At 48.7% G+C, this 21,673-nt stretch carries 18 protein-coding genes; 12 read left to right on the top strand and 6 right to left on the bottom strand.

The features are described from left to right. From PG915_RS14245 to PG915_RS14285, 9 genes are all read left to right on the top strand, one after another. Window positions 1-990: an ABC transporter ATP-binding protein gene (locus PG915_RS14245; protein ID WP_353497116.1), complete on the top strand. Its 990-nt coding sequence runs from the start codon at window positions 1-3 to the stop codon at window positions 988-990. 51 nt (window positions 991-1,041) lie between these two features. Beyond that, window positions 1,042-2,034: an ABC transporter ATP-binding protein gene (locus PG915_RS14250; RefSeq protein WP_353497117.1), complete on the top strand. Its 993-nt coding sequence runs from the start codon at window positions 1,042-1,044 to the stop codon at window positions 2,032-2,034. A gap of 60 nt (window positions 2,035-2,094) precedes the next feature. Further along, window positions 2,095-3,801, top strand: a complete 1,707-nt coding sequence (locus tag PG915_RS14255; protein WP_353498732.1) for a glycoside hydrolase family 9 protein — start codon at window positions 2,095-2,097, stop codon at window positions 3,799-3,801. An 11-nt stretch (window positions 3,802-3,812) separates the two neighbouring features. Further along, complete coding sequence (locus PG915_RS14260) at window positions 3,813-4,688, top strand: N-acetylglucosamine kinase (RefSeq protein ID WP_353497118.1); 876 nt, start codon at window positions 3,813-3,815, stop codon at window positions 4,686-4,688. A 12-nt stretch (window positions 4,689-4,700) separates the two neighbouring features. Then, complete coding sequence (locus PG915_RS14265) at window positions 4,701-6,674, top strand: beta-N-acetylhexosaminidase (RefSeq protein WP_353497119.1); 1,974 nt, start codon at window positions 4,701-4,703, stop codon at window positions 6,672-6,674. Window positions 6,675-6,696: 22 nt separating this feature from the next. Continuing rightward, a complete protein-coding gene (locus PG915_RS14270; protein ID WP_353497120.1) occupies window positions 6,697-9,102 on the top strand; it encodes a GH36-type glycosyl hydrolase domain-containing protein in 2,406 nt (801 codons plus the stop codon). Window positions 9,103-9,182: 80 nt separating this feature from the next. Next, on the top strand, window positions 9,183-10,595 hold the full coding sequence (locus PG915_RS14275; protein WP_353497121.1) for a phosphoglucomutase/phosphomannomutase family protein: 1,413 nt from the start codon (window positions 9,183-9,185) through the stop codon (window positions 10,593-10,595). 221 nt (window positions 10,596-10,816) lie between these two features. Further along, window positions 10,817-11,377, top strand: coding sequence for a DJ-1/PfpI family protein (locus tag PG915_RS14280; RefSeq protein WP_353497122.1), 561 nt, complete (start codon window positions 10,817-10,819; stop codon window positions 11,375-11,377). 74 nt (window positions 11,378-11,451) lie between these two features. Further along, a complete protein-coding gene (locus PG915_RS14285; RefSeq protein WP_042496304.1) occupies window positions 11,452-11,727 on the top strand; it encodes a ribbon-helix-helix domain-containing protein in 276 nt (91 codons plus the stop codon). Between the two features lie 15 nt (window positions 11,728-11,742). Here PG915_RS14285 and PG915_RS14290 read toward each other — a convergent pair whose 3' ends face one another. The 6 genes from PG915_RS14290 to PG915_RS14315 form a co-directional block, all read right to left on the bottom strand. Beyond that, window positions 11,743-12,774, bottom strand: a complete 1,032-nt coding sequence (locus PG915_RS14290; protein ID WP_353497123.1) for an ABC transporter ATP-binding protein — start codon at window positions 12,772-12,774, stop codon at window positions 11,743-11,745. Beyond that, window positions 12,774-14,399, bottom strand: a complete 1,626-nt coding sequence (locus tag PG915_RS14295) for an ABC transporter permease (protein ID WP_353497124.1) — start codon at window positions 14,397-14,399, stop codon at window positions 12,774-12,776. Before PG915_RS14295 ends, PG915_RS14290 begins: the two co-directional genes overlap by 1 nt. Window positions 14,400-14,482: 83 nt before the next feature. Continuing rightward, window positions 14,483-15,493 (bottom strand): Fe(3+) ABC transporter substrate-binding protein, encoded by a 1,011-nt coding sequence (locus PG915_RS14300; protein WP_353497125.1) that lies wholly within the window; start codon window positions 15,491-15,493, stop codon window positions 14,483-14,485. A gap of 135 nt (window positions 15,494-15,628) precedes the next feature. Next, a complete protein-coding gene (locus PG915_RS14305; RefSeq protein WP_353497126.1) occupies window positions 15,629-16,858 on the bottom strand; it encodes an ammonium transporter in 1,230 nt (409 codons plus the stop codon). Between the two features lie 18 nt (window positions 16,859-16,876). Further along, complete coding sequence (locus PG915_RS14310) at window positions 16,877-17,215, bottom strand: P-II family nitrogen regulator (protein ID WP_038229080.1); 339 nt, start codon at window positions 17,213-17,215, stop codon at window positions 16,877-16,879. Between the two features lie 203 nt (window positions 17,216-17,418). After that, window positions 17,419-17,793, bottom strand: a complete 375-nt coding sequence (locus PG915_RS14315; protein WP_353497127.1) for a YacL family protein — start codon at window positions 17,791-17,793, stop codon at window positions 17,419-17,421. A gap of 94 nt (window positions 17,794-17,887) precedes the next feature. Between PG915_RS14315 and PG915_RS14320 the strand changes: the two genes are divergently transcribed. The 3 genes from PG915_RS14320 to PG915_RS14330 all read left to right on the top strand — a co-directional run bounded on the left by PG915_RS14320 (window position 17,888) and on the right by PG915_RS14330 (window position 21,605). Beyond that, window positions 17,888-19,030, top strand: a complete 1,143-nt coding sequence (locus tag PG915_RS14320) for a sugar diacid recognition domain-containing protein (protein WP_353497128.1) — start codon at window positions 17,888-17,890, stop codon at window positions 19,028-19,030. Window positions 19,031-19,190: 160 nt separating this feature from the next. Next, window positions 19,191-20,456: a GntP family permease gene (locus PG915_RS14325; RefSeq protein WP_353497129.1), complete on the top strand. Its 1,266-nt coding sequence runs from the start codon at window positions 19,191-19,193 to the stop codon at window positions 20,454-20,456. A 9-nt stretch (window positions 20,457-20,465) separates the two neighbouring features. Next, window positions 20,466-21,605, top strand: a complete 1,140-nt coding sequence (locus PG915_RS14330; RefSeq protein WP_353497130.1) for a glycerate kinase — start codon at window positions 20,466-20,468, stop codon at window positions 21,603-21,605. Window positions 21,606-21,673 lie beyond the last annotated feature (68 nt).

The following is a 21,673-nucleotide window of genomic DNA, read 5'->3' on the forward strand; positions in this document are numbered from 1 at the left end:
ATGTCAGACCCACTAATTTCAATCCGTAACCTTTGTGTTGACTATATTACTGATGCCGGCGATGTCCGTGCCTGTAACAACGTCAGCTTTGATATCGGCAAGGGCGAAGTATTTGGCCTAGCTGGTGAGTCGGGCTGTGGTAAATCCACCGTTGCTTTCTCATTGATGCGCTTGCATAAGCCACCTGCATACATCAGCGGTGGTCAGGTACTGTTCAATGGTGAAGACATTCTTCAATACAGTGACGAACGCATGCAGTCGTTCCGCTGGAGTGAAATGTCGATGGTGTTCCAAAGTGCGATGAACGCACTAAACCCAGTACTCACCATGGAAGAGCAATTCTGCGATGTGATTATGCGTCACACTAACTTAACTCGTCAGCAAGCAGTAAAGCGCGCACAAGGTCTGTTAGAAATCGTCGATATTCACCCAAGTCGTTTGAACGACTACCCACACCAATTCTCTGGTGGTATGCGCCAGAGATTGGTTATCGCGATTGCTTTAGCGCTGAATCCAAAGATGATCATCATGGATGAGCCAACCACAGCACTCGACGTGGTCGTGCAGCGCGAGATCTTACAAAAGATCTACGCACTGAAAGAAGAGTTTGGTTTCTCTATCTTGTTCATAACCCACGACATCTCTTTGATGGTCGAGTTCTCCGATCGCATTGGCATCATGTATTCCGGTGAGCTTATCGAAGTGGCACCGTCAAAACAGATCCTTGAGTCACCATACCACCCTTACACCAAAGGTCTGGGTAGCTCATTCCCACCTTTGACGGGCCCAAAAACCAAGCTGACGGGTATTCCAGGCAACCCACTGAACCTTCTGGAAATACCACAAGGGTGCCGATTCCAAGCTCGCTGCGAACGTGTCCACGAAGCGTGTACGCGAGTACCCACTAAGCTGCGTCAAATCGAGCACAACCGTTTTTCTAACTGCCACTTGTACGGTGAACCTATTGCCGTTGCGCAAGAGTTGTCATAACGACCACCAGCGAAATAAGTAAGTACTAACAAGGATTTCTGGAGAACCATTATGAGCAACTTTGGTGAACTACTGATAGAAGGCAACAATGTTGTTAAGGACTTCCCTATCAACAGTAATGCCCTATCTCAACCTATGATGCGAGCCATTAACGATGTCTCGTTCAAAATGTACAAGAGCCGCGGCCTTGCCGTGGTTGGTGAGTCGGGCTCGGGTAAATCAACGACCGCTAAGATGATCGCTAAGATGTATGCCCCAAGCGGCGGCGAAATCAAATATCGCGGCCGTGACATTCAAGAGATCAAATCAAACCGCGATCTGATGCAATACCGCGAAGGCGTACAAATGGTATGGCAAGACCCGTTTGGCTCGCTAAACCCAACCCATACCATTTTCCACCACATCGCGCGTCCGCTGCTGATCCACAACAAAGTCAGCAAAGGCAACAAAAAAGAACTCGAAGAGCGTGTATACAGTCTTTTAGAACAAGTGGGCTTGATCCCGCCAAAAGAGACCGCAGCGAAATACCCGCACCAACTCTCTGGCGGTCAGAGACAGCGCGTTAACCTAGCCCGCAACATCGCTGTAGGTGCGGAAGTCGTGCTAGCAGATGAGCCAACATCGATGCTCGACGTATCGATTCGTGCCGGTGTTCTCAATCTGATGGAAGAGATGAAGTTTGAGAAGCAAATGTCGCTGCTCTACATCACCCACGACATTGCAACCGCACGCTACATAGCAGAAGACATTTCAGTGATGTACGTCGGCCATATGGTGGAATGGGGCGATACCGATGAGGTCATTGCTAACCCACAACACCCGTATACCCAGCTTTTGGTTTCAGCTGTACCTGATCCAGCGAAGTCTATTCATGAAAAACTGGCTGGTAACAAAGGTGAGATCCCGCTTTGGACGCCAGAATCTGTCGGCTGCCCATTCTCAGGTCGCTGTACACACGCTACCAGCAAATGTCGTGAAGCACTGCCTGGTGTCACTAAACTGTCTGACAACCACTTTGTCCGTTGTTATTTATACGAAAACTAAACTTTTTGGCTCCCGTTTTGGGAGCCCATCCATACCGAGAGAGAAGTAATGGAAGAAAACATGCAGCTGCTGACCAACCACATTGGCTACCATGCGAACAGCGAGAAGCGTGCCATTTTGATGGCATCACTCGCTCAACACGAAGTCGCAAGCGCATTCTTAATCGATGCGCAAAGTGATGAGATTGTGCTTGAGCTTAATCCTATCGGTGGTTCCAAAGTGGATAATTGGCACATGGGTGTTTTCTTCACCATCGACTTTAGTCAGTGGACAGAGCAAGGCCGCTACTATTTACGTTACCAAAACATCAAATCACAGACGTTTGAAGTGGGCGACACCTCGCTCCACAACCGCAGTTTCTCCGACATTATTCACTACTTCAAATCGCAGCGCTGTGGCGGTGAATTTGATATCGCAGACAAGAGCGCTCCCATTGTGGGGAGCTCACAACGCGTTGATGTGCACGGCGGCTGGTATGACGCGTCTGGTGATGTGAGCAAGTACTTAAGTCACCTGTCCTATGCCAACTACCTAAACCCCCAGCAAATTCCTATGGTGGTTTGGAATATGCTCAAAGCCCACGACTTGGTAGGCAAAGAAGCAGAACCTAATTTCGTCACCTCACGACTACTTGAAGAAGCGTTGCATGGCGCAGAGTTCCTTAAACGCATGCAGCACCCTAGTGGTTTCTTCTACATGACGGTATTTGATAAGTGGAGCAAAGATACCGCGCAGCGAGAAATCTGTGCCTACGAAACACAGCTTGGTCATAAGAGAAATGACTATGAGGCAGGCTTTCGTCAAGGCGGCGGCATGAGCATCGCAGCGCTCGCGAAAACCAGTCAGGTCGCGAGCCTGACTCGCGAACAATCACACGATTATTTGGAAGCAGCAAAAAAAGGCTACTGGCACCTCAAAGAGCACAACAACCGTTATTTGAACGACCAAACAGCTAACATTATCGACGAATACTGCGCACTCATGGCCAGCATCGCCCTATTCCAAGCCAGCGGCGAGCAGCAATACTTGAGCGAAGTTCGCGACTGGGTAGAGGCACTAAATCAACGCGCTCAAAGTGACCAGCAGCACAGCTTCTACTGGTCAGCGAACTCAGATGGTAGCCGCCCTTATTTCCACGCCGCCGAGGCGGGGCTACCCGTGATAGCACTGACCGAATATCTCGCCATCGAGCCAGATCGCCAGCGTGCATTGCAAGTTCAATCACTGCTGACTCAAGCCTGCCAGTTTGAAGTGTCCATCACTGATGATGTTTACAACCCATTTGGTTATCCAAGACAGTATGTAAAAGCGGTAGACGGAGACAAACACAATGCATTTTTCGTCCCGCACAACAACGAATCTGGTTACTGGTGGCAAGGTGAAAATGCTCGCATCGCTTCCCTTGCCTCCATGGCGCTACTAGCTCAGCCACATCTTGTTAATGATGAGCTTAAAGCTCAGCTCGAACACTACGCCAATGACTGTATCAACTGGGTCCTCGGCGCTAACCCATACGACATGTGCATGCTCGATGGGCATGGTCATAACAATCCAGATTACCTACCTGAGATTGGCTTTTTTAACGCCTTAGGGGGGGTGTGTAATGGCATCACATCTGGATTTGAAGATGAATCCGATATCGCCTTCAAACCCGAAAAACACAAAGACGACATGCTACAGAACTGGCGCTGGGGAGAGCAATGGATCCCTCACGCAGGCTGGCTTCTGCTGGCTCTAGCGCTGTGGCAACAACACTATAAAAAATAAAGGGAATCATCATGGCTCGGTATAAAGTAGGTATCGACGGTGGGGGAACCTCCTGCCGCGCTCGAATTATCGATGACAATAACCAACTCGTTGGCGAAGCCAAAAGCGGCAGTGCCAACATCATGCTAGGCGCAGAACTGGCGATGCAATCTATCATCGATTCCATCGAGCAAGCAGCAACGCAAGGCGGCTTAGACGCGTCATCGTTTTCACAAATGGACGTTGGCCTTGCGCTTGCCGGTGCCGAACACAAAGCCAGTTACCACGCCTTTATGAATACCGCACACCCGTTTGCCAGTGTGACGCTCAATACTGATGGCTATGGCGCTTGTTTAGGTGCCCACCAAGGCGAAGATGGCGCAATTATGATTGCTGGCACCGGCTCTGTTGGCCTTTGCATTCAAGGTAATACGCAGCATGTCGTTGGTGGCCGAGAATTCCCAATTTCCGACCAGGGCGGCGGCGCAGTAATGGGACTAAGACTGATTCAGCAAGTGCTACTCATTCAAGATGGCATCAAGCCGCCTTCCCCTCTCGCTGAGATTGTTATGACCCATTTCAACCACGATATTGATGCAATTGTTGAGTGGTCTAAGAGCGCACTACCGCGCGATTACGGGCAGTTTTCACCGGCAATTTTTGAATACGCCTACCTCAACGACAACTTAGCCAAATCGCTGCTGCAACAGACTGCAGACGATATTGAAATGTTCCTTTGCGCGCTAAACCAGCGCGGTGCTGACAAGATCTGCCTGATGGGCAGCATCGCTGAACGCATCTTCGATTGGTTATCGCCTGCCGCACAGCGCTGGATCGTCGCTCCACAAGGAGATGCGATGGATGGTGCCTTGATGATGGCAGGCACTGAGAAACACAACCTGTACTAGTAAGGGGCGGATATGGATTTTCGTGTCGATTTAGCCATTGTAGAACGCTTGCCAAAAGGCTGCCGCTTTGGCTTAACCTTGCATAACTTGTCTGAGAAAAGCCATACCAATTGGCAGCTGCATTTTGTTTTCGAGCGTTTTATTACGCCAGACAGCTTATCTCAAGGCAACCTTACGCAGGTCGGCACCTTCTGTAGCCTCAACATTGAAGGGACGCCTCTATACGCTAACAACCATGTATACGTTGAATTTTGTATTGCCACAGCACCTTTAAAATCACTCAATGATGGCATTCGAGAGGCCTACCTCAATACTGATAGCTTAACCCAGTATCCGGTGACCACATCCCCTATTGTACTTGGTTCAGGAGAAGACAAATCTAATCCAATTGGCGATGTCTTTGAAGGCAGACACGGTCTGATCCCAGAGCCACAATCCATCGAACTTGGCGACAGCGTGTATGAGCTAACGCGTTACAGCCAGATCTGCGTCGAAGATCAAGCGATGCAATCGGTCGCCAATTGGCTTAAGGATGAGATCGATCGTTTGTTCTCGATCACGACCAAGTCCATCGGTCAGCAAGATATTCGTTTTCGACACTCACCAGTGCTAGACAATGAAGCCTACAAACTGCGTGTTGATCACACCGGAATTGAAATTGAATCCAATGGCAACGCCGGGTTTGTGTATGGCTGCGCAACGCTGATGCAATTGATGGACTTTGATAAAGACCGTCACACCTTGTATGTCCCTCACGTTCAAATTCACGATGCTCCGCGTTTTCGCTATCGCGGCGTCATGCTCGACAGTGCACGCAGCTTTCAGCCAATAAGCGAAATCAAGCGTCTTTTGAACCTCCTTGCTCACTACAAGATCAACACCTTTCATTGGCACCTGACTGACGATGAAGCATGGCGCCTTGAGATCCACGCCTTTCCTGAACTGACTGAAGTGGGTGCGTGGCGCGGTGCTGAGCGCGCTTTAGAGCCTCAACTGCACAGTATCCAGCGCGACTATGGTGGTTACTATACCCAGCAAGAGGTGGCTGAGATTATTGAGTACGCCGCAGCGCGCAACATCCAAGTCATACCTGAAATTGACGTCCCGGGTCACAGCCGTGCCGCGATCAAATCGTTGCCACATCTGCTTGTCGACAAAGAAGACAGCTCTAGCTATCGCAGTGCCCAGAACTACTGCGATAACGTACTTTCTCCCGGCTTACCAGGCACCTATCAGTTTCTTGATACTGTATTTGAAGAAGTGGCGGCTCTGTTTCCTTCACCTTTCATTCATATTGGCGCCGACCAAGTTCCGGTTGGAGTATGGAGTGACAGTCCAAGCTGCCATACATTGATGGCAGAGCATGGTTATCACAATCCAAAAGATCTCCAAGGCCATTTACTGCGTCATGTTGAAGATAAACTGAAATCACTCGGCAAGCGCATGCTGGGTTGGGAAGAAGGCAACCTAGTCAACAAAGTCAGTAAAGACACCATTGTTTACTCTTGGCTAAGCGAAGAAGCGGCGATTAACTCCGCCAAGCTCGGCTACGACGTCATTCTACAGCCAGGTCAAAGCACCTATCTCGACATGGCGCAAGACAACAACACCACCGAACTCGGCGTGCATAGCGCGAACGCCATTACCCTAGAGAAAGCCTATCACTATGAGCCGCTGGCTCAGCTGCATCCAGATGATCCCGTAAAGAAACGCATTTTGGGTATGCAAGCGGCTGTCTGGACAGAGAGGATCACCTCACCTGACACACTCGACTATATGATGTTCCCACGCCTTACTGCATTAGCAGAAACTGCGTGGAGCACCAGTAACCACAAAGATTATCGCGCCTTTCTGTCGCGGCTTAAACGCCATCTTAGTTTACTCGACAGGCAGCACGTGAAATACAAGCACCCTTGGCCGACAGGGCAAGGAATACAAGGCGCGCAATATCAAACGCAGCGCCAACAACAAAACAACCGGTTTTAATTTCCCCAATAAGGATATCATCATGCAATACGGCTACTTCGATAACGAGAACCGAGAATATGTTATCACTCGTCCCGATGCCCCTGCTCCTTGGACTAACTACCTAGGGACAGAAAAATTCTGTACCGTCATCTCGCACAACGCGGGCGGTTACTCGTTCTACAACTCCCCAGAATACAATCGCGTCACCAAATTCCGTCCTAACGCGACGTTTGATCGTCCTGGGCACTATGTGTATCTACGTGATGATGAGACGGGCGACTACTGGTCAATCTCTTGGCAGCCTGTGGCAAAAAGCCTAGATGAAGCCGATTACGAAGTGCGTCACGGCCTGTCTTACTCTAAGTTCAAATGCCAATACTCCGACATCGAAGCCACCAAAACCCTATTCGTGCCAAAAGGTGAAGATGCGGAAGTATGGGATGTAGTGATCCGCAACACAGGCGACAAACCGCGCACTATCAGCGCGTTCTCATTTGTCGAGTTCTCGTTTAGCCACATTGCCTCAGACAACCAAAACCATCAGATGTCACTCTATTCTGCGGGTACCAGCTATCAAGATGGCGTGATTGAGTACGACCTGTTCTACAACACCAATGACTTTGAAGGTTACTACTACCTAGCGTCTACGTTCACTCCGGACAGCTACGATGGTCAGCGTGATAACTTCCTTGGCTTGTACCGCGATGAATCAAACCCGATTGCCGTCGAAAAAGGTCAATGTTCGAACCATACCCAAACCTGTTACAACCATTGTGGCTCTTTGCATAAGCAATTTACTATTGCCCCAGGTGAAGAAGTGCGTTTCGCATACGTACTGGGTATTGGTAAAGGCAACGGCGAGCGTCTGCGTGCCAAGTACCAAGACTTGTCTGAAGTCGATGCAGCCTTTGATGCGATTAAAGCACACTGGGATGAGCGCTGTGCTAAGTTCCAAGTGACGTCGCCTAACGAGGGTCTGGACGCCATGCTTAACACATGGACGCTGTACCAAGCGGAAACCTGTGTAGTTTGGTCACGCTTTGCATCTTTCATTGAGGTCGGCGGTCGTACTGGTTTGGGTTATCGCGATACCGCGCAAGATGCGATGGCTGTCCCTCACTCAGCACCGGAAATGACACGTAAACGCATCGTTGATCTACTGCGTGGTCAGGTGAAAGCGGGTTATGGTTTGCACCTATTCGATCCAGATTGGTTCGATCCTGAAAAAGCCGATGTTGAACCATCAAAATCACCAACGGTGGTTCCAACCCCAAGTGATGAAGATAAGATCCACGGCATTGCCGATACCTGTTCCGATGACCATTTATGGTTAGTACCAACGATTTGTCGCTACGTGATGGAAACAGGCGAAACAGACTTCTTTGATGAGGTGATCCCTTACGCTGACGGCGGCAATGCGACCGTTTACGAGCACATGAAAGCGGCACTTAACTTTACCGATGAGCACGTGGGTGCCACAGGTATCGCCAAAGGTCTGCGCGCGGACTGGAATGACTGTCTAAACCTAGGCGGTGGTGAGTCATCCATGGTGGCTTTCCTACATTTCTGGGCACTGCAAGACTTTGTTGACCTCGCACGCAACCGTGGTGAGCTTGATGATGTCGCCTACTACCAACAAATGGCGCAAAAAGTTCAAGACGCCTGTGAAACGCATCTTTGGGATGAAGACGGTGGCTGGTATATCCGCGGTATCACCAAAAACGGCGACAAGGTCGGTACCAGTAAACAAACCGAAGGTAAGGTTCACCTTGAGTCCAACACCTGGGCGGTGGTGTCTGGCGCAGTGAGCGATGAGCGCGGCAAGAAAGCCATGGATGCGGTTGATGAGTACCTCTACTCAGACTACGGCCTACACCTTAATGCGCCATCATTCGCGACACCAAACGATGATATCGGCTTTGTCACTCGTGTTTATCAGGGCGTAAAAGAAAACGGCGCGATCTTCTCGCATCCAAACCCATGGGCATGGGTCGCTGAAGCGAAACTGGGGCGCGGCGATCAAGCGATGAAGTACTATGACGCGCTCAACCCGTATAACCAAAACGACATGATCGAAACGCGCATTACAGAACCATACTCTTACGTGCAGTTCATCATGGGTCGTGACCACCAAGACCATGGCCGTGCTAACCACCCTTGGCTAACGGGTACCTCTGGCTGGGCTTACTTCGCCGCGACCAACTATATCCTAGGTGTAAGACTGAGCTTTGATGGCCTCGTGGTTGACCCATGTATTCCAACAGAGTGGCCGGGATTTGAAGTGACTCGCCAATGGCGCGGTGCGACGTATCAAATCAAAGTCGACAACCCAAACAACGTCAGCAAAGGCGTGAAATCTATCACCCTAAACGGCGAAGCGATTGAGGGTGCTATTCCACCGCAAGCGGAAGGCAGCGTGAACCAAGTTCATGTGGTATTGGGCTAATTCGCTCGGCAATGATGAGCTCTTGTGTGAGCTCATCATTGGTCACACTGCATGAGCAGATAACCTCTTAGGAGAGAGAGATGATCAAATTTGGAACAGGCGGCTGGCGCGCCTTTATTGGCGAAGAGTTCACTAAGGACAACGTGAAGCTCGTCGCTCAGGCGCTCGCCAACATTATTAAAGCTGAAAATGTTGCCGATCGCGGGTTCGTGATTGGCTATGACCGCCGTTTTTTATCCGACAAAGCGGGATGTTGGTTTGCAGAAGTATTGGCTGCCAACAGTATCCCAGTGAGCTTTATCGATAAGTTCGTACCTACCCCGATTGTTATGTACAAGGCGAAAAGCATGGGCTGTGCGTATTCTGCGTGCATCACCGCGTCTCATAACCCGGCAGATTACAACGGCATCAAGGTGTTTATTGAAGGTGGTCGTGACGCTGATGAGGTGATCACCGAGAAAATCGAAGCACAAATAGCTACCCTGACTCATCAAGAAGTCATTTCTGGCGATTTCGAGCTGTGCGTCGAGCGCGGCGCTATCACCGTTATTAACCCAATGAACGAGTTTGTTGATTCGATCATCGACCTTATCGATATCGATGCTATCAAACAAGCCAATCTTAAAGTGCTCATCGACCCGATGTTTGGGGTGGCGAAAAACGCACTGCAAACGGTACTTATCAACGGACGCTGTGATGTGGACGTCATCAACGATGGCAAAAACCCAGACTTTGGTGGCTTAATGCCTTCACCAAGTGCGGCAACCCTATATCGTCTTAAGCATCTAGTGGCGGCAGAGGGCTACGATATCGGTATTGGTACCGATGGCGATGCTGACCGTCTTGGCATCATTGATGAGCAAGGTAATTTCATTCACCCTAATGAAGTCTTACTACTGCTCTACTACTACCTACTTGAGTACAAAGGCTGGAAAGGCTCGGTGGTTCGCAATATCGCTACCACGCACCTACTGGATAAAGTTGCAGCCGACTACGGTGAAAAGAGCTTTGAGGTTCCCGTAGGCTTTAAGCACATCAGTAGCCAAATGGAAGCCGACGACTCACTGATTGGCGGAGAGAGCTCAGGTGGTTTAACCATTCGCGGCCACATCAAAGGTAAGGACGGCGTATTTGCCTCTAGCCTGTTGGTCGAAATGCTCAGTGTTACTCAGAAGACGCTCTCGGAACTGCTATCAGAGATCTACGGCAAGTATGGCTACGCCTATACCGCCGAAGGCGATTGCACCTTTAAACCATCACAAAAAGACAGCCTGTACCACAAACTCTACATCGAAAAACTGCTCCCTGAGTTTGAGTACGATATTGATAAGGTTAGCTACGCTGATGGCGCGAAAGTGTACTTTAATAATGGCGGCTGGGTGATTGCTCGCTTCTCTGGAACCGAGCCACTGCTACGCATCTTCTGTGAAATGGAAGACAAGGAACAAGCAGAATATGTTCTTCAACAGATGAAAGACTTTTTGTCTTTGTAGTCACTGTTTCCTTTTCTTTTTGCCCTAAGCGGTCTCGACTCACCTTCTTGACCGCCCATTAGCAAAAAGCTCCCTATAGGTGGAGAACATCTTTGCCCGGAACGACTGTCTCCGGGCTTTTTTGTAGTAATCCACTACTACCAAACATTGTAAAAAATTTGTTAACGTCAGAATTCGGCGATTCACTTCCCAACCACGACAAGCAACAAGGAGAGAACACGATGGCTAAGGTACTTATTATTGCAGGCGACTTTGTGGAAGATTATGAACTCATGGTGCCCTTCCAAGCGCTACTCATGCTGGGACACCAAGTCTCGGTGGTCTGCCCTGAAAAGAAAGCAGGCGAAACCATCAAAACCGCGATACATGATTTTGAAGGCGACCAAACCTACACCGAAAAGCCGGGGCACCTATTTACCCTCAATGCAGACTTCAGCAGCATTGATGCCACTGACTTTGATGCCCTACTTATCCCTGGCGGACGTGCACCAGAATACTTAAGACTGAACTCAGAGGTGATCGAGTTAGTACAAGCGTTCGCAGCAACGCAAAAACCGATTGCCGCAATTTGCCATGGCGCACAGCTACTTGCAGCCGCCAACGTCATTGAAGGGCGCACTATCTCAGCCTATCCAGCCTGTGCCCCAGAGGTGAAACTCGCTGGTGCCAGCTACGCTGATATTGAGGTCACCGACGCTGTTACCGACGGCCAGTTTGTCACCGCGCCAGCATGGCCTGCGCATCCGGCTTGGTTAGCTCAATTCAACAAACTGCTAACCTAAGACTAAAGCACAACAGACAATCACGAAGTAGCCGCTATGCTATTCAAACCCACTGTTCATTGGAGCCCTCACAAATGTGTGAAATCTACTCTGGTGCTGAGACTAACTTGTTTGAATTGAAGTCGCGTAGCGTGCGCATTGACGGAGTCGTCACCAGCATTCGACTGGAAGCCGTATTTTGGAAGATCATTGAAGAGATTGCGGAAGACGCCGAGATATCGGTGGCGGAGTTTCTATCGAGGATTTATCGAGAAGTGGTCGAAAAGCGAGGCGAAATCGGTAACTTCACCTCTCTGCTTCGTGTGGCCTGCACCACCTATCTGAATAATGGTCAGCGTATCGAGCTCTAGTTTCCACAGCACGCATTAAGCAAAAGCAACGATGCCTTGGGCATCAACACTCACCGCGACACTTTGGCCAACATCAAGTGCTTGTAATGAGGTCGCCAGTACGCGGGTGCCTTCAATATCCACCACATAGCGGCAATGATCACCCATAAACTGCTGCTCAATAACCGTAATAGTGCTTTTATCTGATTGGGTCAATTGAATGTGCTGTGGACGCACCAAGAGTTGGCAATCAGCGCCGTGTTCAATCAAGGCACAGGACTGGGCTTCAACTTGGCCGATAGCCGTCTCGAAGGTTGTGTCATTGACATGCTTGGCTTGCAAGTAGCTGCCACCTCCTAAGAAGTCCGCAACGAACTTACTTGATGGGCAGAAATAGAGCTCCGATGCCGAGCCATATTGCTCAATCACACCTTGGTTCATCACTGCCATTTTGTCGGCAAACGCGAACGCTTCTTCGCGGCTATGAGTCACGAAAATGGCAGTCACACCCTGCTTTTTGAAGATTTTTCGGATCTCGCGGATCAGCTCGTGGCGCACTTGGGTATCGATGTTGGAGAATGGTTCATCCAGTAGCAATAGATCCGGTTTGTAGGCCAAACTGCGCGCGATCGCTACTCGCTGCTGCTGACCACCCGATAACTGATGAGGATAACGGTCAATGAACTGTTCTAAATGCACAAGTGACAGCATTTCCTTCACGATTGTATCTTGCTCTGACTTCGAAATGCCCTTAAGTCCAAATGCCACGTTCTGCGCCACCGTTAGGTGAGGAAACAGCGCGTAGTCTTGAAAGATCATGCCAATGTTGCGCTGCTCTGGCGGCATCCAAGTTTCACCATTATCAATCTCACGCTCACCCAGCGTCATCTTACCTGCTGAGAGCGGCAATAGACCGGCGATGGCTTTCAGTAAAGTCGTCTTACCGCAGCCACTGGCGCCTAGCAAACAAACAATTTCACCTTGATTAACCTCTAGAGACAAGTTCTCAAGGATCGTTTGATCGTCATACTGACAAGATAAATTTTCAATCGACAGTGCAGTGGTCATCAGTGATTTTGCTCCAATGAACGGTTTACAATAATGAGCGGCAGTAAGCCAACTAGTACCAACAAGACGGCTGGCATCGCAGCAAGCTCCAGATGCTCATCTGAGGCAAAGTTAAATACGTAGGTGGCCAAGGTTTCAAAGTTGAATGGACGCAGTAACAGTGCAGCATTGAGCTCTTTCATCGACTCTATAAACACCAAAAGGCCTGCAATCAAAACGCCACGTTTAATGAGCGGCAAATGCACGCGAACCAACATCTGGTTCTTCTTACAACCCATTGTGCGCGAGGCCATATCAAGCGAAGGGGAAACCTTGCTGAGACTAGTTTCAATACTGCCAATCGCTACCGCAGAAAAACGCACCACCATGGCAAAAATCAGCGCAAACATCGAGCCAGAGAAGATCAGGCCAGGACGCTGCCAGTCCATTGCTTTAGCAAAATCATTTACCGAATGATCCATAAACAGAACGGTCACCATCACACCAATCGCTAAAACCGTTCCTGGTACGGCATAACCCAGAGACGAGGCTCGCATGAAAACAACACCCTTGCGACTTGGATCTAGGCGGCGATAGAAGTTAACCACCAAAGCGACGATCACACCGATGATGGCGGCAATGATAGAGACCTGCAAACTGTTGATGGCATAAGTCTGGAACTCTTCTGTCCAACTTTGCTCAAAGTACTTGTAGGCATAAATCACTAACTGACCAAGCGGGAAGATAAACGCTGCCGATACCAATCCCCAACACCAAGTTAATGCCGCCCACTTCTTCCAGCCACGTAACTCATAACGAAAATCTTCATGGCTATTGTACTGACTTTGAAACAGTTTCTGCTTGCGGCGACTGTAACGCTCTGCACCTAGCAGGAGTACAATCACTACCATCATCACGGCGGAAATTTTGGCTGCCGCACTCAAGTTGGAATAGCCAAGCCAAGTGTCGTAAACCGCCGTGGTTAAGGTACTGACTGCAAAGTAGCTTACCGTACCAAAGTCACCAATGGTTTCCATCGCCACCAGCGACAAACCCACTGCAATTGATGGGCGAGCGAGTGGCAATGAGATACGCCAAAAGCTTTCCAACGGCGAGCACTTAAGCAGCCTTGCCGATTGCAGCAAAGAGACATTTTGCTCCATAAATGCCGCGCGGCACAGCAGATAGACGTAAGGATAAAGCACTAAAGACAACACAACCGTGGCGCCACCAACCGTGCGAATATCCGGGAACCAGTAATCGCCCGCTTGCCAGGCAAACACATCACGCAACCACACTTGAATAGGGCCGGCAAAATCAAACCAATCGGTGAAGATATAACCAATAATATAGCCCGGCATCGCCAAAGGCAGCACCAGCGCCCATTGCAATACTCGCTCCGTCGGCAGGCGGCACATAGCCATCAGCCAAGCACTTGGCACACCAAAAATAAGCGAAAGCAGTAGAACGCCAACCACCAATTTGATGGTATTGAGGATATAGGTGGGCATCACCGTCGACATCAGGTGTGCGAAAAGATCACTTGATTCACCAAGTGCGGTATAGAAGATCGCTAAAATAGGCAAAACCAGTAGCAGAGTAAGCACTCCACTACTGGTTTTCCAAACAACATTTTTTTCTTTCATTGCCTAAACATACATCAGGCGACGCGAAGTCGAGAAGTCATAAACCAGATTGAATAAGGGGGCATTATACCCCCTTTTTTCGATTATAGGTCGAACTTAACTTCATCTAACAATTTGATCGCTGTGCTGTGGTAACCAGCAATGTCGTCTAGCGAGATAGTATCTGCTTTGAAGTCACCCCAAGATTCCACAAGCTCAGAGCGCTTAACGCCTTCTTTCACTGGGTACTCGTAGTTCACTTCTGCGTACATTTGCTGAGATTTTTCGCCTGTTAGAAACTCCATTAGCTTCAGTGCATTTTCTTTGTTTGGCGAATATTTCGCCATTGCCATGCCACTCACGTTAACGTGTGTGCCAGTGGTTTCTTGATTAGGGAAGTTGATGTAAACCGCATCAGCCCACGCTTTTTGCTCTTTATCATTAACCATTTTGCCTAGGTAGTAGCTGTTACCTAGAGAAACATCACAAAGGCCTTCTTTGATCGCTTTAACTTGAGCGCGGTCGTTGCCTTGTGGCTTACGAGCTAGGTTCGCTTTTACGCCTTCTAGCCACTCTTTCGTTTCTGCTTCACCATGGTGAGCAATCATAGATGAAACCAAAGATACATTGTAAGGGTGCTTACCGCTACGAGTACAGATTTTGCCTTTGTATTCTGGGTTAGCAAGGTCTGCATAGTTGAACTCTGCACCTAGCTTACCAACACGGTCACGTGATGAGTAAACGTTACGAGTACGCAGAGTCAGTGCAAACCACTCATTCTCTTTATCACGGTACTGAGCAGGAACGTTCGCGTTAATCACGTCGCTATCTACCGCTTGAACAACGTCCTTATCAGTCAGCTCTGCAAGGCGGCTGATGTCCGTTGTTAGCACAACGTCAGCAGGGCTGTATTCGCCTTCTTGCGCAAGCTTCTCTGCCAAGCCTTTCTTAGCAAACTTAACGTTTACCTTGATGCCCGTCTCTTTAGTGAATTCATTGAACATTGGTTCAACAAGGAAAGGTTGACGGTAAGAGTAAACGTTGACTTCTTCCGCAGCCATCGCTGGAGCGGCAAAGCTTGCTGCGATTGCAGAAAGAGTTAGCAGTTTTTTCATTGTTTAGTTCCTTTAATTCATAATGAGAACGTTTATCAGTTGCGTTATTATATTCATAATGATTTGGAAAACAATGATCTGATATAAAAAAACCTGCCAAATATGGCAGGTTTTTAATAAAAGTGTAACTAAACGTTACTTCATGCTAACAAACTCTGGGTAAGCACCTACACCACAGTCATGCATGTCCATACCTTCTAGCTCTTCTTCTTCCGTTACACGGATACCGATGGTTGCTTTCAGTACCGCCCATACCGCTAGGCTCGCTGCGAATACCCAACCGAAGATAACTGCCGCACCTAAAAGCTGTGCACCGAACGTTGCATCACCGTTGCTTAGTGGAACAACCATTAGGCCGAAGAAACCACACACACCGTGAACTGAGATAGCACCCACTGGATCGTCAATCTTAAGCTTGTCCAGACCGATGATGCTGAATACCACTAGCGCGCCACCTACTGCACCGATTGCTACAGAGTAAACTGGTGATGGAGACAGTGGGTCTGCTGTGATTGCTACCAGACCAGCTAGTGCACCGTTAAGAATCATCGTTAGGTCAGCTTTGCCCCAAGTTGTCTTACACACTAGCATTGCTGCGATTGCACCCGCTGCTGCTGCTGCGTTGGTATTTAGGAAGATTTGACCAACCGCTGTTGCGTTCTCGAAGTCAGAAACCATTAGCTGAGAACCGCCGTTGAAACCGAACCAACCTAGCCATAGGATGAACGTACCAAGTGTTGCTAGCGGCATGTTCGAACCTGGGATTGGGTGGATTTCACCGTTTTTACCGTATTTACCTTTACGAGCACCCAGTAGTAGAACACCTGCTAGAGCTGCTGACGCACCGGCCATGTGAACGATACCTGAGCCTGCGAAATCACTGAAGCCAGCTTCTGATAGGAAACCGCCGCCCCATGTCCAGTAACCTTCCATTGGGTAGATGAACGCTGTTAGCACTACAGAGAAGATTAGGAAAGACCAAAGCTTCATACGCTCAGCAACCGCACCAGAAACAACTGACATTGCTGTAGCTACGAATACTACCTGGAAGAAGAAGTCCGACTCTAGAGAGTGGTCTGCGCCTTCACCTTGAGTGCCAATTAGCGCACCAAATGATGGTAGCCAACCGCCTTCACCGTTATCAACATACATAATGTGATAGCCCACGATGAGGTAACAAGTACACGCAATCGCGTAAAGACAGAAGTTTTTGGTTAAGATTTCTGTTGTGTTCTTTGAGCGGACTAAACCCGCCTCTAACATGGCGAAACCTGCCGCCATCCACATTACTAATGCGCCTGAAATAAGAAAGTAAAAAGTGTCCAGCGCGTAACGCAGTTCGCTCACAGTCGTTGCTAATTCCATAATAAGTTCTCCAATCCCTTAAAGTGCTTCAGCGTCCATTTCGCCCGTACGAATACGTACTGCTTGGGCTAGGTCGTACACAAATATTTTTCCGTCGCCAATCTTGCCGGTTTGAGCAGCGTTAGTGATCGCTTCAATAACTCGGTCTACGTTGTCTGCGTGCGTCGCAATCTCAAGTTTTACTTTCGGTAGAAAGTCCACTTGATACTCCGCACCACGATATAATTCTGTGTGTCCTTTCTGACGGCCAAATCCTTTGACCTCAGAAACGGTCATTCCCTCAATACCAACATCTGCAAGTGCTTCTCTTACATCATCGAGTTTGAATGGTTTAATGATTGCGTTAATAAGTTTCATGGCATCCCCTTCGCCTTTTATCCCTGTTACGTATTCTAGTAATCAAGGTACGTGCCAACTTTTTAACTCATTGAAAAACAAAGGATTGATATTTTCATGTTGCACAAATGAAAATACCTTGCACTTAGTTGGTGCAAGGTATTCACAAAAATAATGCGTTTAATGTTATTAGCACTAGGAGTGTGCAAATTTGGGGCAAACGATCAGCACCTGTTATGAATAAAGCGCTCCCATTGCTCCAAAACTGAACAAAAATCTTCCAGTCCACACTCGCTATGGCTCTCGCTCTCGTAGACAGAAAACTCTTCATCCATCTCCATTAAGCTATCAAAAGCTAAGGAATTTTCGTAAACATGAACCTCCGAGTCCACCACACTTAATGAGATCTCTTTACCTTGCCACTTAAACTCATTGCCCGAAAACTGGGCAGCTTTAGTGAGCAAAGCTGTTATTTCCGTGATGGTGTGGTCACTGGTACTGATCTCTTCTTGTAGTAATCGGGCTATCACTTCTTGGCCCATTTCACATCTCACTAGGTACTCCCCAGTAAAGCTGTTTTTAATAAACTCGAATTCCATCACTGTTTCTCTTGGTAATCTCGCGGTGAGTATACCTTAGTTTGCAAGACAATCGGGTATACTCAAAAGCATCTTCCGATAACATGTTCAACGTATGCAGCTTAACTCTCTCATTGCTAAACAAATTGTCGATCGTGCGAAAAAGATCATCGATTACTCTATTAACGTGATGGATGAAAATGGTGTCATCATTGGCTCAAGTGATCCTTCGAGGCTGCATCAGATCCACGAAGGCGCGCTACTAGCGATCCGCGATAACCGCACCTTAGAGATCAATGACTCCGTTGCCTCTACCCTTTCAGGGGTTAAAAAAGGCATCAATCTACCTATTATCTACGACGAGAACGTGATTGGAGTTGTGGGTATCTCTGGTACACCGGAAGAGGTACGCAGTTATGGTGAGCTGGTCAAAATGACCGCAGAGCTTATCGTAGAACAGGCGGCCTTAATGTCGCAGGTGCAATGGAATAAACGACATCGCGAAGAGCTGCTTTTACAACTAATAGAAGGCTCGAGTTTAAACGAAGGCCAATTGCTCTCTATCGCGCAAAGGCTTGATCTCGACCTTGCTCAGCCTCGTGTTGCTACTGTGATCAAAGTGATCCCACGACCAGGAGAGCCAGTAACGCTTGAACACCTACAAAAGCTGGTGCATCTATTGGAGTATCCGGAGCGCGATAACATCGTCGGGATCGCTTCGGTATCAATGAATGAGATCGTGGTATTAAAGCCGGTGACGATTATCAATGACTCGTGGAGCCGCAAAGAAGAAGAGAAGCGTGTGGCAAAGCTGCTAAAACGTATCGACCAAGAGTGTGATTTTTCAATTCAAATGGCGATAGGTGACTACTTCCCAGAGCTGGTCGGTATTGCTAAATCCTATGAAACCGCCAAAGCGACGATCGAAAGTAGCCACAGTCTAGATGGCCCTATTTTGTTCTATCAAGACCGCAAGTTATCGGTACTAATAAGCAGCATCAAACACGATCCATGGCGCGCCAATCAACTAAAGACTCCGATTGAAAAACTGATTGCCGCGGACAGCAAAGGCGCGCTGTTGAAGACGTTGCGCACTTTTTTTGAGCAAAACTGCGATCTAGCTCAAACTTGTGAATCCCTCCATATACACCGTAACACTTTGCGATACCGACTCGACAAAATAGAGCAATTAACCAACTTAAACATCAATAACTTAGATGAAAAAGTACAACTCTACCTCGCGTTAAAATGTTTGTAACAAAATGGTTAATTTGTGCATCTGCACAAATTAACCATAACCATCAGTGATAAATTCGTCAGTTCGCATAAAGAAAACCTCCCCCTAAATGGCTACTCTTCCGCTCAATAAGGGCTTTTAGACCCAACGAAAAAATTATTAAAATTGCGGAAAACAAACCATGATTGAAGTCTCTACCTTAGGCGCACTAGCAGCTCTGATTGTTGCCATTGCCCTTATTCTTAAGAAAGTTCCACCTGCTTACGGCATGATCATCGGCGCCCTTGTCGGTGGTGTTGTCGGCGGCGTTTCTCTCACCGATACTGTTGCTCTAATGATCGGTGGTGCACAAGGCATTGTCACTGCAGTGCTACGTATTCTGGCAGCGGGTGTTTTGGCCGGCGTGCTAATCGAATCCGGCGCTGCAACTTCTATTGCTGAAACCATTGTCAAGAAAGTAGGCGAAACTCGCGCGCTTCTCGCCCTGGCGATTGCCACTATGATTTTAACTGCGGTTGGCGTATTCGTTGACGTGGCGGTTATTACTGTATCACCAATAGCACTGGCGATTGCACGCCGTGCTGACATCTCTAAAACTGCAATCTTGCTGGCGATGGTCGGCGGTGGTAAAGCGGGTAACGTGATGTCGCCAAACCCAAATGCGATCGCTGCTGCAGACGCATTCAACGTTCCTCTTACCTCGGTAATGGCCGCGGGTGTTATCCCTGGTCTGTGTGGCATGATCTTCGCCTACTTCATCGCGAAAAAGCTGGTAAACAAAGGCTCTAAAGTAGCAGAAAGCGAAGTGGTTGCGGTTGACCACTCTAAGCTGCCTACATTTGGCGCTGCCATTGTTGCCCCTCTCGTTGCTATCGCACTACTTGCGCTTCGCCCTATTGCTGGCATCAACGTTGACCCGCTTATCGCACTGCCACTAGGTGGCCTAATCGGTGCTGTCGTGATGGGACGCTTTGCCGATACCAACCACTTTGCAGTATCTGGCCTATCGCGCATGGCGCCAGTAGCTGTAATGCTTCTTGGTACAGGTACTCTTGCTGGCATCATCGCTAACTCAGGTCTTAAAGACGGTCTTATTGATGTGCTAACCGCGTCTGGCTTGCCTTCTTACCTTCTCGCGCCAATTTCTGGTGCCATGATGGCATTGGCAACGGCATCGACCACAGCAGGCACTGCGGTTGCATCCAGCGTATTTAGCTCAACCATTCTTGAACTCGGCGTTCCTGCTCTAGCGGGTGCCGCCATGATTCACTCAGGTGCTACTGTATTGGATCACATGCCACACGGTAGTTTCTTTCACGCCACAGGTGGCGCCGTGCATATGGATATTCGCGAGCGTCTTAAACTCATTCCTTACGAGTCTGCGGTTGGTCTAATGATCGCGTTCGTTTCGGTAATGATCTTCGGTGTATTCGGTCTATTTGTTTAAGGTTTAATTATGAAAATTATCATCGCTCCAGATTCATACAAAGAAAGTCTTACGGCCATGGAAGTTGCCGACGCTATTGAGGCAGGATTTAAGAAAATCTTCACCGACGCCGAATACATCAAACTTCCGATGGCAGATGGCGGCGAAGGCACAGTGCAGTCGCTTGTTGATGCCACTGGCGGTTCTATTGTTAGTTGTGACGTAACAGGACCGCTCGGGCAAACCGTTGAGGGCTTCTTCGGTCTGATGGGTGATGGTTCAGCCGCCATCATTGAGATGGCGGCTGCATCCGGTCTTCATTTGGTAGAACCAGAAAAACGCAACCCACTGGTAACCACCACCTTTGGTACCGGTGAATTAGTAAAAGCAGCGCTGGATCGTGGCGTAAAACACATTATCGTCGGCATCGGTGGTAGTGCGACCAATGACGGCGGTATTGGCATGGCGCAAGCTCTAGGTGCAAAACTGCTTGATGCCGACGGCAATGCACTGGGGTTTGGTGGCGGTGAGCTAAGCAAGCTTGCGAGTATCGACCTTGCTGAGCTGGATCCTCGCCTAGCGGACATCAAGCTAGAAGTGGCGTGTGATGTAGATAACCCGCTATGCGGCCCGAAAGGTGCCTCTCATGTGTTTGGCCCGCAAAAAGGGGCAACGCCTGAGATGGTTGAAACTCTAGACAGTAACCTTGCGCGCTACGCAGAAGTGATTAAATCGACCAATGGTCGTGACGTAGTGAATACCGCTGGCGCTGGCGCTGCGGGTGGTCTAGGTGCTGCACTATTAGGTCTATTCGATGCCGAGCTTCGTCCAGGCATTCAGATCGTAATGGATGCAGTCAACCTTAGCGAAGTGGTAAAAGATGCCGACCTTGTGATTACTGGTGAAGGTCGAATTGATAGCCAAACTATCCATGGTAAAACGCCAATTGGTGTGGCGCGCACCGCTAAGCAATACGATATTCCAGTTATTGCGATAGCGGGTAGCACGGCAAAAGATTGTGAGGTGGTGCATGAGCACGGTATCGATGCAGCTTACAGCGTAGTACTTGGTGCGACTGACCTGCCAACAGCTTTGAAAGAAGCGGCATTTAATGTCGAGATGACATCTCGCAACATCGCTGTTGCGATGGCGATGAACTTCAGCAAATAGTTTCCTTTACTACAAAAACAAAATGCCCACTCAATTGAGCGGGCATTTTTTATGTCATTCCACTAGCC

This window comes from Vibrio sp. CB1-14, from assembly GCF_040412085.2.
In the GTDB taxonomy this organism is placed as follows: Bacteria; Pseudomonadota; Gammaproteobacteria; order Enterobacterales; family Vibrionaceae; genus Vibrio; species Vibrio chaetopteri.

What these genes read in the sequence shown, in the direction of transcription:
- PG915_RS14245 (WP_353497116.1), top strand. Translation starts at nt 1, where the DNA reads ATGTCAGACCCACTAATTTCAATCCGTAACCTTTGTGTTGACTATATT.
- PG915_RS14250 (WP_353497117.1), top strand. Translation starts at nt 1,042, where the DNA reads ATGAGCAACTTTGGTGAACTACTGATAGAAGGCAACAATGTTGTTAAG.
- PG915_RS14255 (WP_353498732.1), top strand. Translation starts at nt 2,095, where the DNA reads ATGCAGCTGCTGACCAACCACATTGGCTACCATGCGAACAGCGAGAAG.
- PG915_RS14260 (WP_353497118.1), top strand. Translation starts at nt 3,813, where the DNA reads ATGGCTCGGTATAAAGTAGGTATCGACGGTGGGGGAACCTCCTGCCGC.
- PG915_RS14265 (WP_353497119.1), top strand. Translation starts at nt 4,701, where the DNA reads ATGGATTTTCGTGTCGATTTAGCCATTGTAGAACGCTTGCCAAAAGGC.
- PG915_RS14270 (WP_353497120.1), top strand. Translation starts at nt 6,697, where the DNA reads ATGCAATACGGCTACTTCGATAACGAGAACCGAGAATATGTTATCACT.
- PG915_RS14275 (WP_353497121.1), top strand. Translation starts at nt 9,183, where the DNA reads ATGATCAAATTTGGAACAGGCGGCTGGCGCGCCTTTATTGGCGAAGAG.
- PG915_RS14280 (WP_353497122.1), top strand. Translation starts at nt 10,817, where the DNA reads ATGGCTAAGGTACTTATTATTGCAGGCGACTTTGTGGAAGATTATGAA.
- PG915_RS14285 (WP_042496304.1), top strand. Translation starts at nt 11,452, where the DNA reads ATGTGTGAAATCTACTCTGGTGCTGAGACTAACTTGTTTGAATTGAAG.
- PG915_RS14290 (WP_353497123.1), bottom strand. Translation starts at nt 12,774, where the DNA reads ATGACCACTGCACTGTCGATTGAAAATTTATCTTGTCAGTATGACGAT.
- PG915_RS14295 (WP_353497124.1), bottom strand. Translation starts at nt 14,399, where the DNA reads ATGAAAGAAAAAAATGTTGTTTGGAAAACCAGTAGTGGAGTGCTTACT.
- PG915_RS14300 (WP_353497125.1), bottom strand. Translation starts at nt 15,493, where the DNA reads ATGAAAAAACTGCTAACTCTTTCTGCAATCGCAGCAAGCTTTGCCGCT.
- PG915_RS14305 (WP_353497126.1), bottom strand. Translation starts at nt 16,858, where the DNA reads ATGGAATTAGCAACGACTGTGAGCGAACTGCGTTACGCGCTGGACACT.
- PG915_RS14310 (WP_038229080.1), bottom strand. Translation starts at nt 17,215, where the DNA reads ATGAAACTTATTAACGCAATCATTAAACCATTCAAACTCGATGATGTA.
- PG915_RS14315 (WP_353497127.1), bottom strand. Translation starts at nt 17,793, where the DNA reads ATGGAATTCGAGTTTATTAAAAACAGCTTTACTGGGGAGTACCTAGTG.
- PG915_RS14320 (WP_353497128.1), top strand. Translation starts at nt 17,888, where the DNA reads ATGCAGCTTAACTCTCTCATTGCTAAACAAATTGTCGATCGTGCGAAA.
- PG915_RS14325 (WP_353497129.1), top strand. Translation starts at nt 19,191, where the DNA reads ATGATTGAAGTCTCTACCTTAGGCGCACTAGCAGCTCTGATTGTTGCC.
- PG915_RS14330 (WP_353497130.1), top strand. Translation starts at nt 20,466, where the DNA reads ATGAAAATTATCATCGCTCCAGATTCATACAAAGAAAGTCTTACGGCC.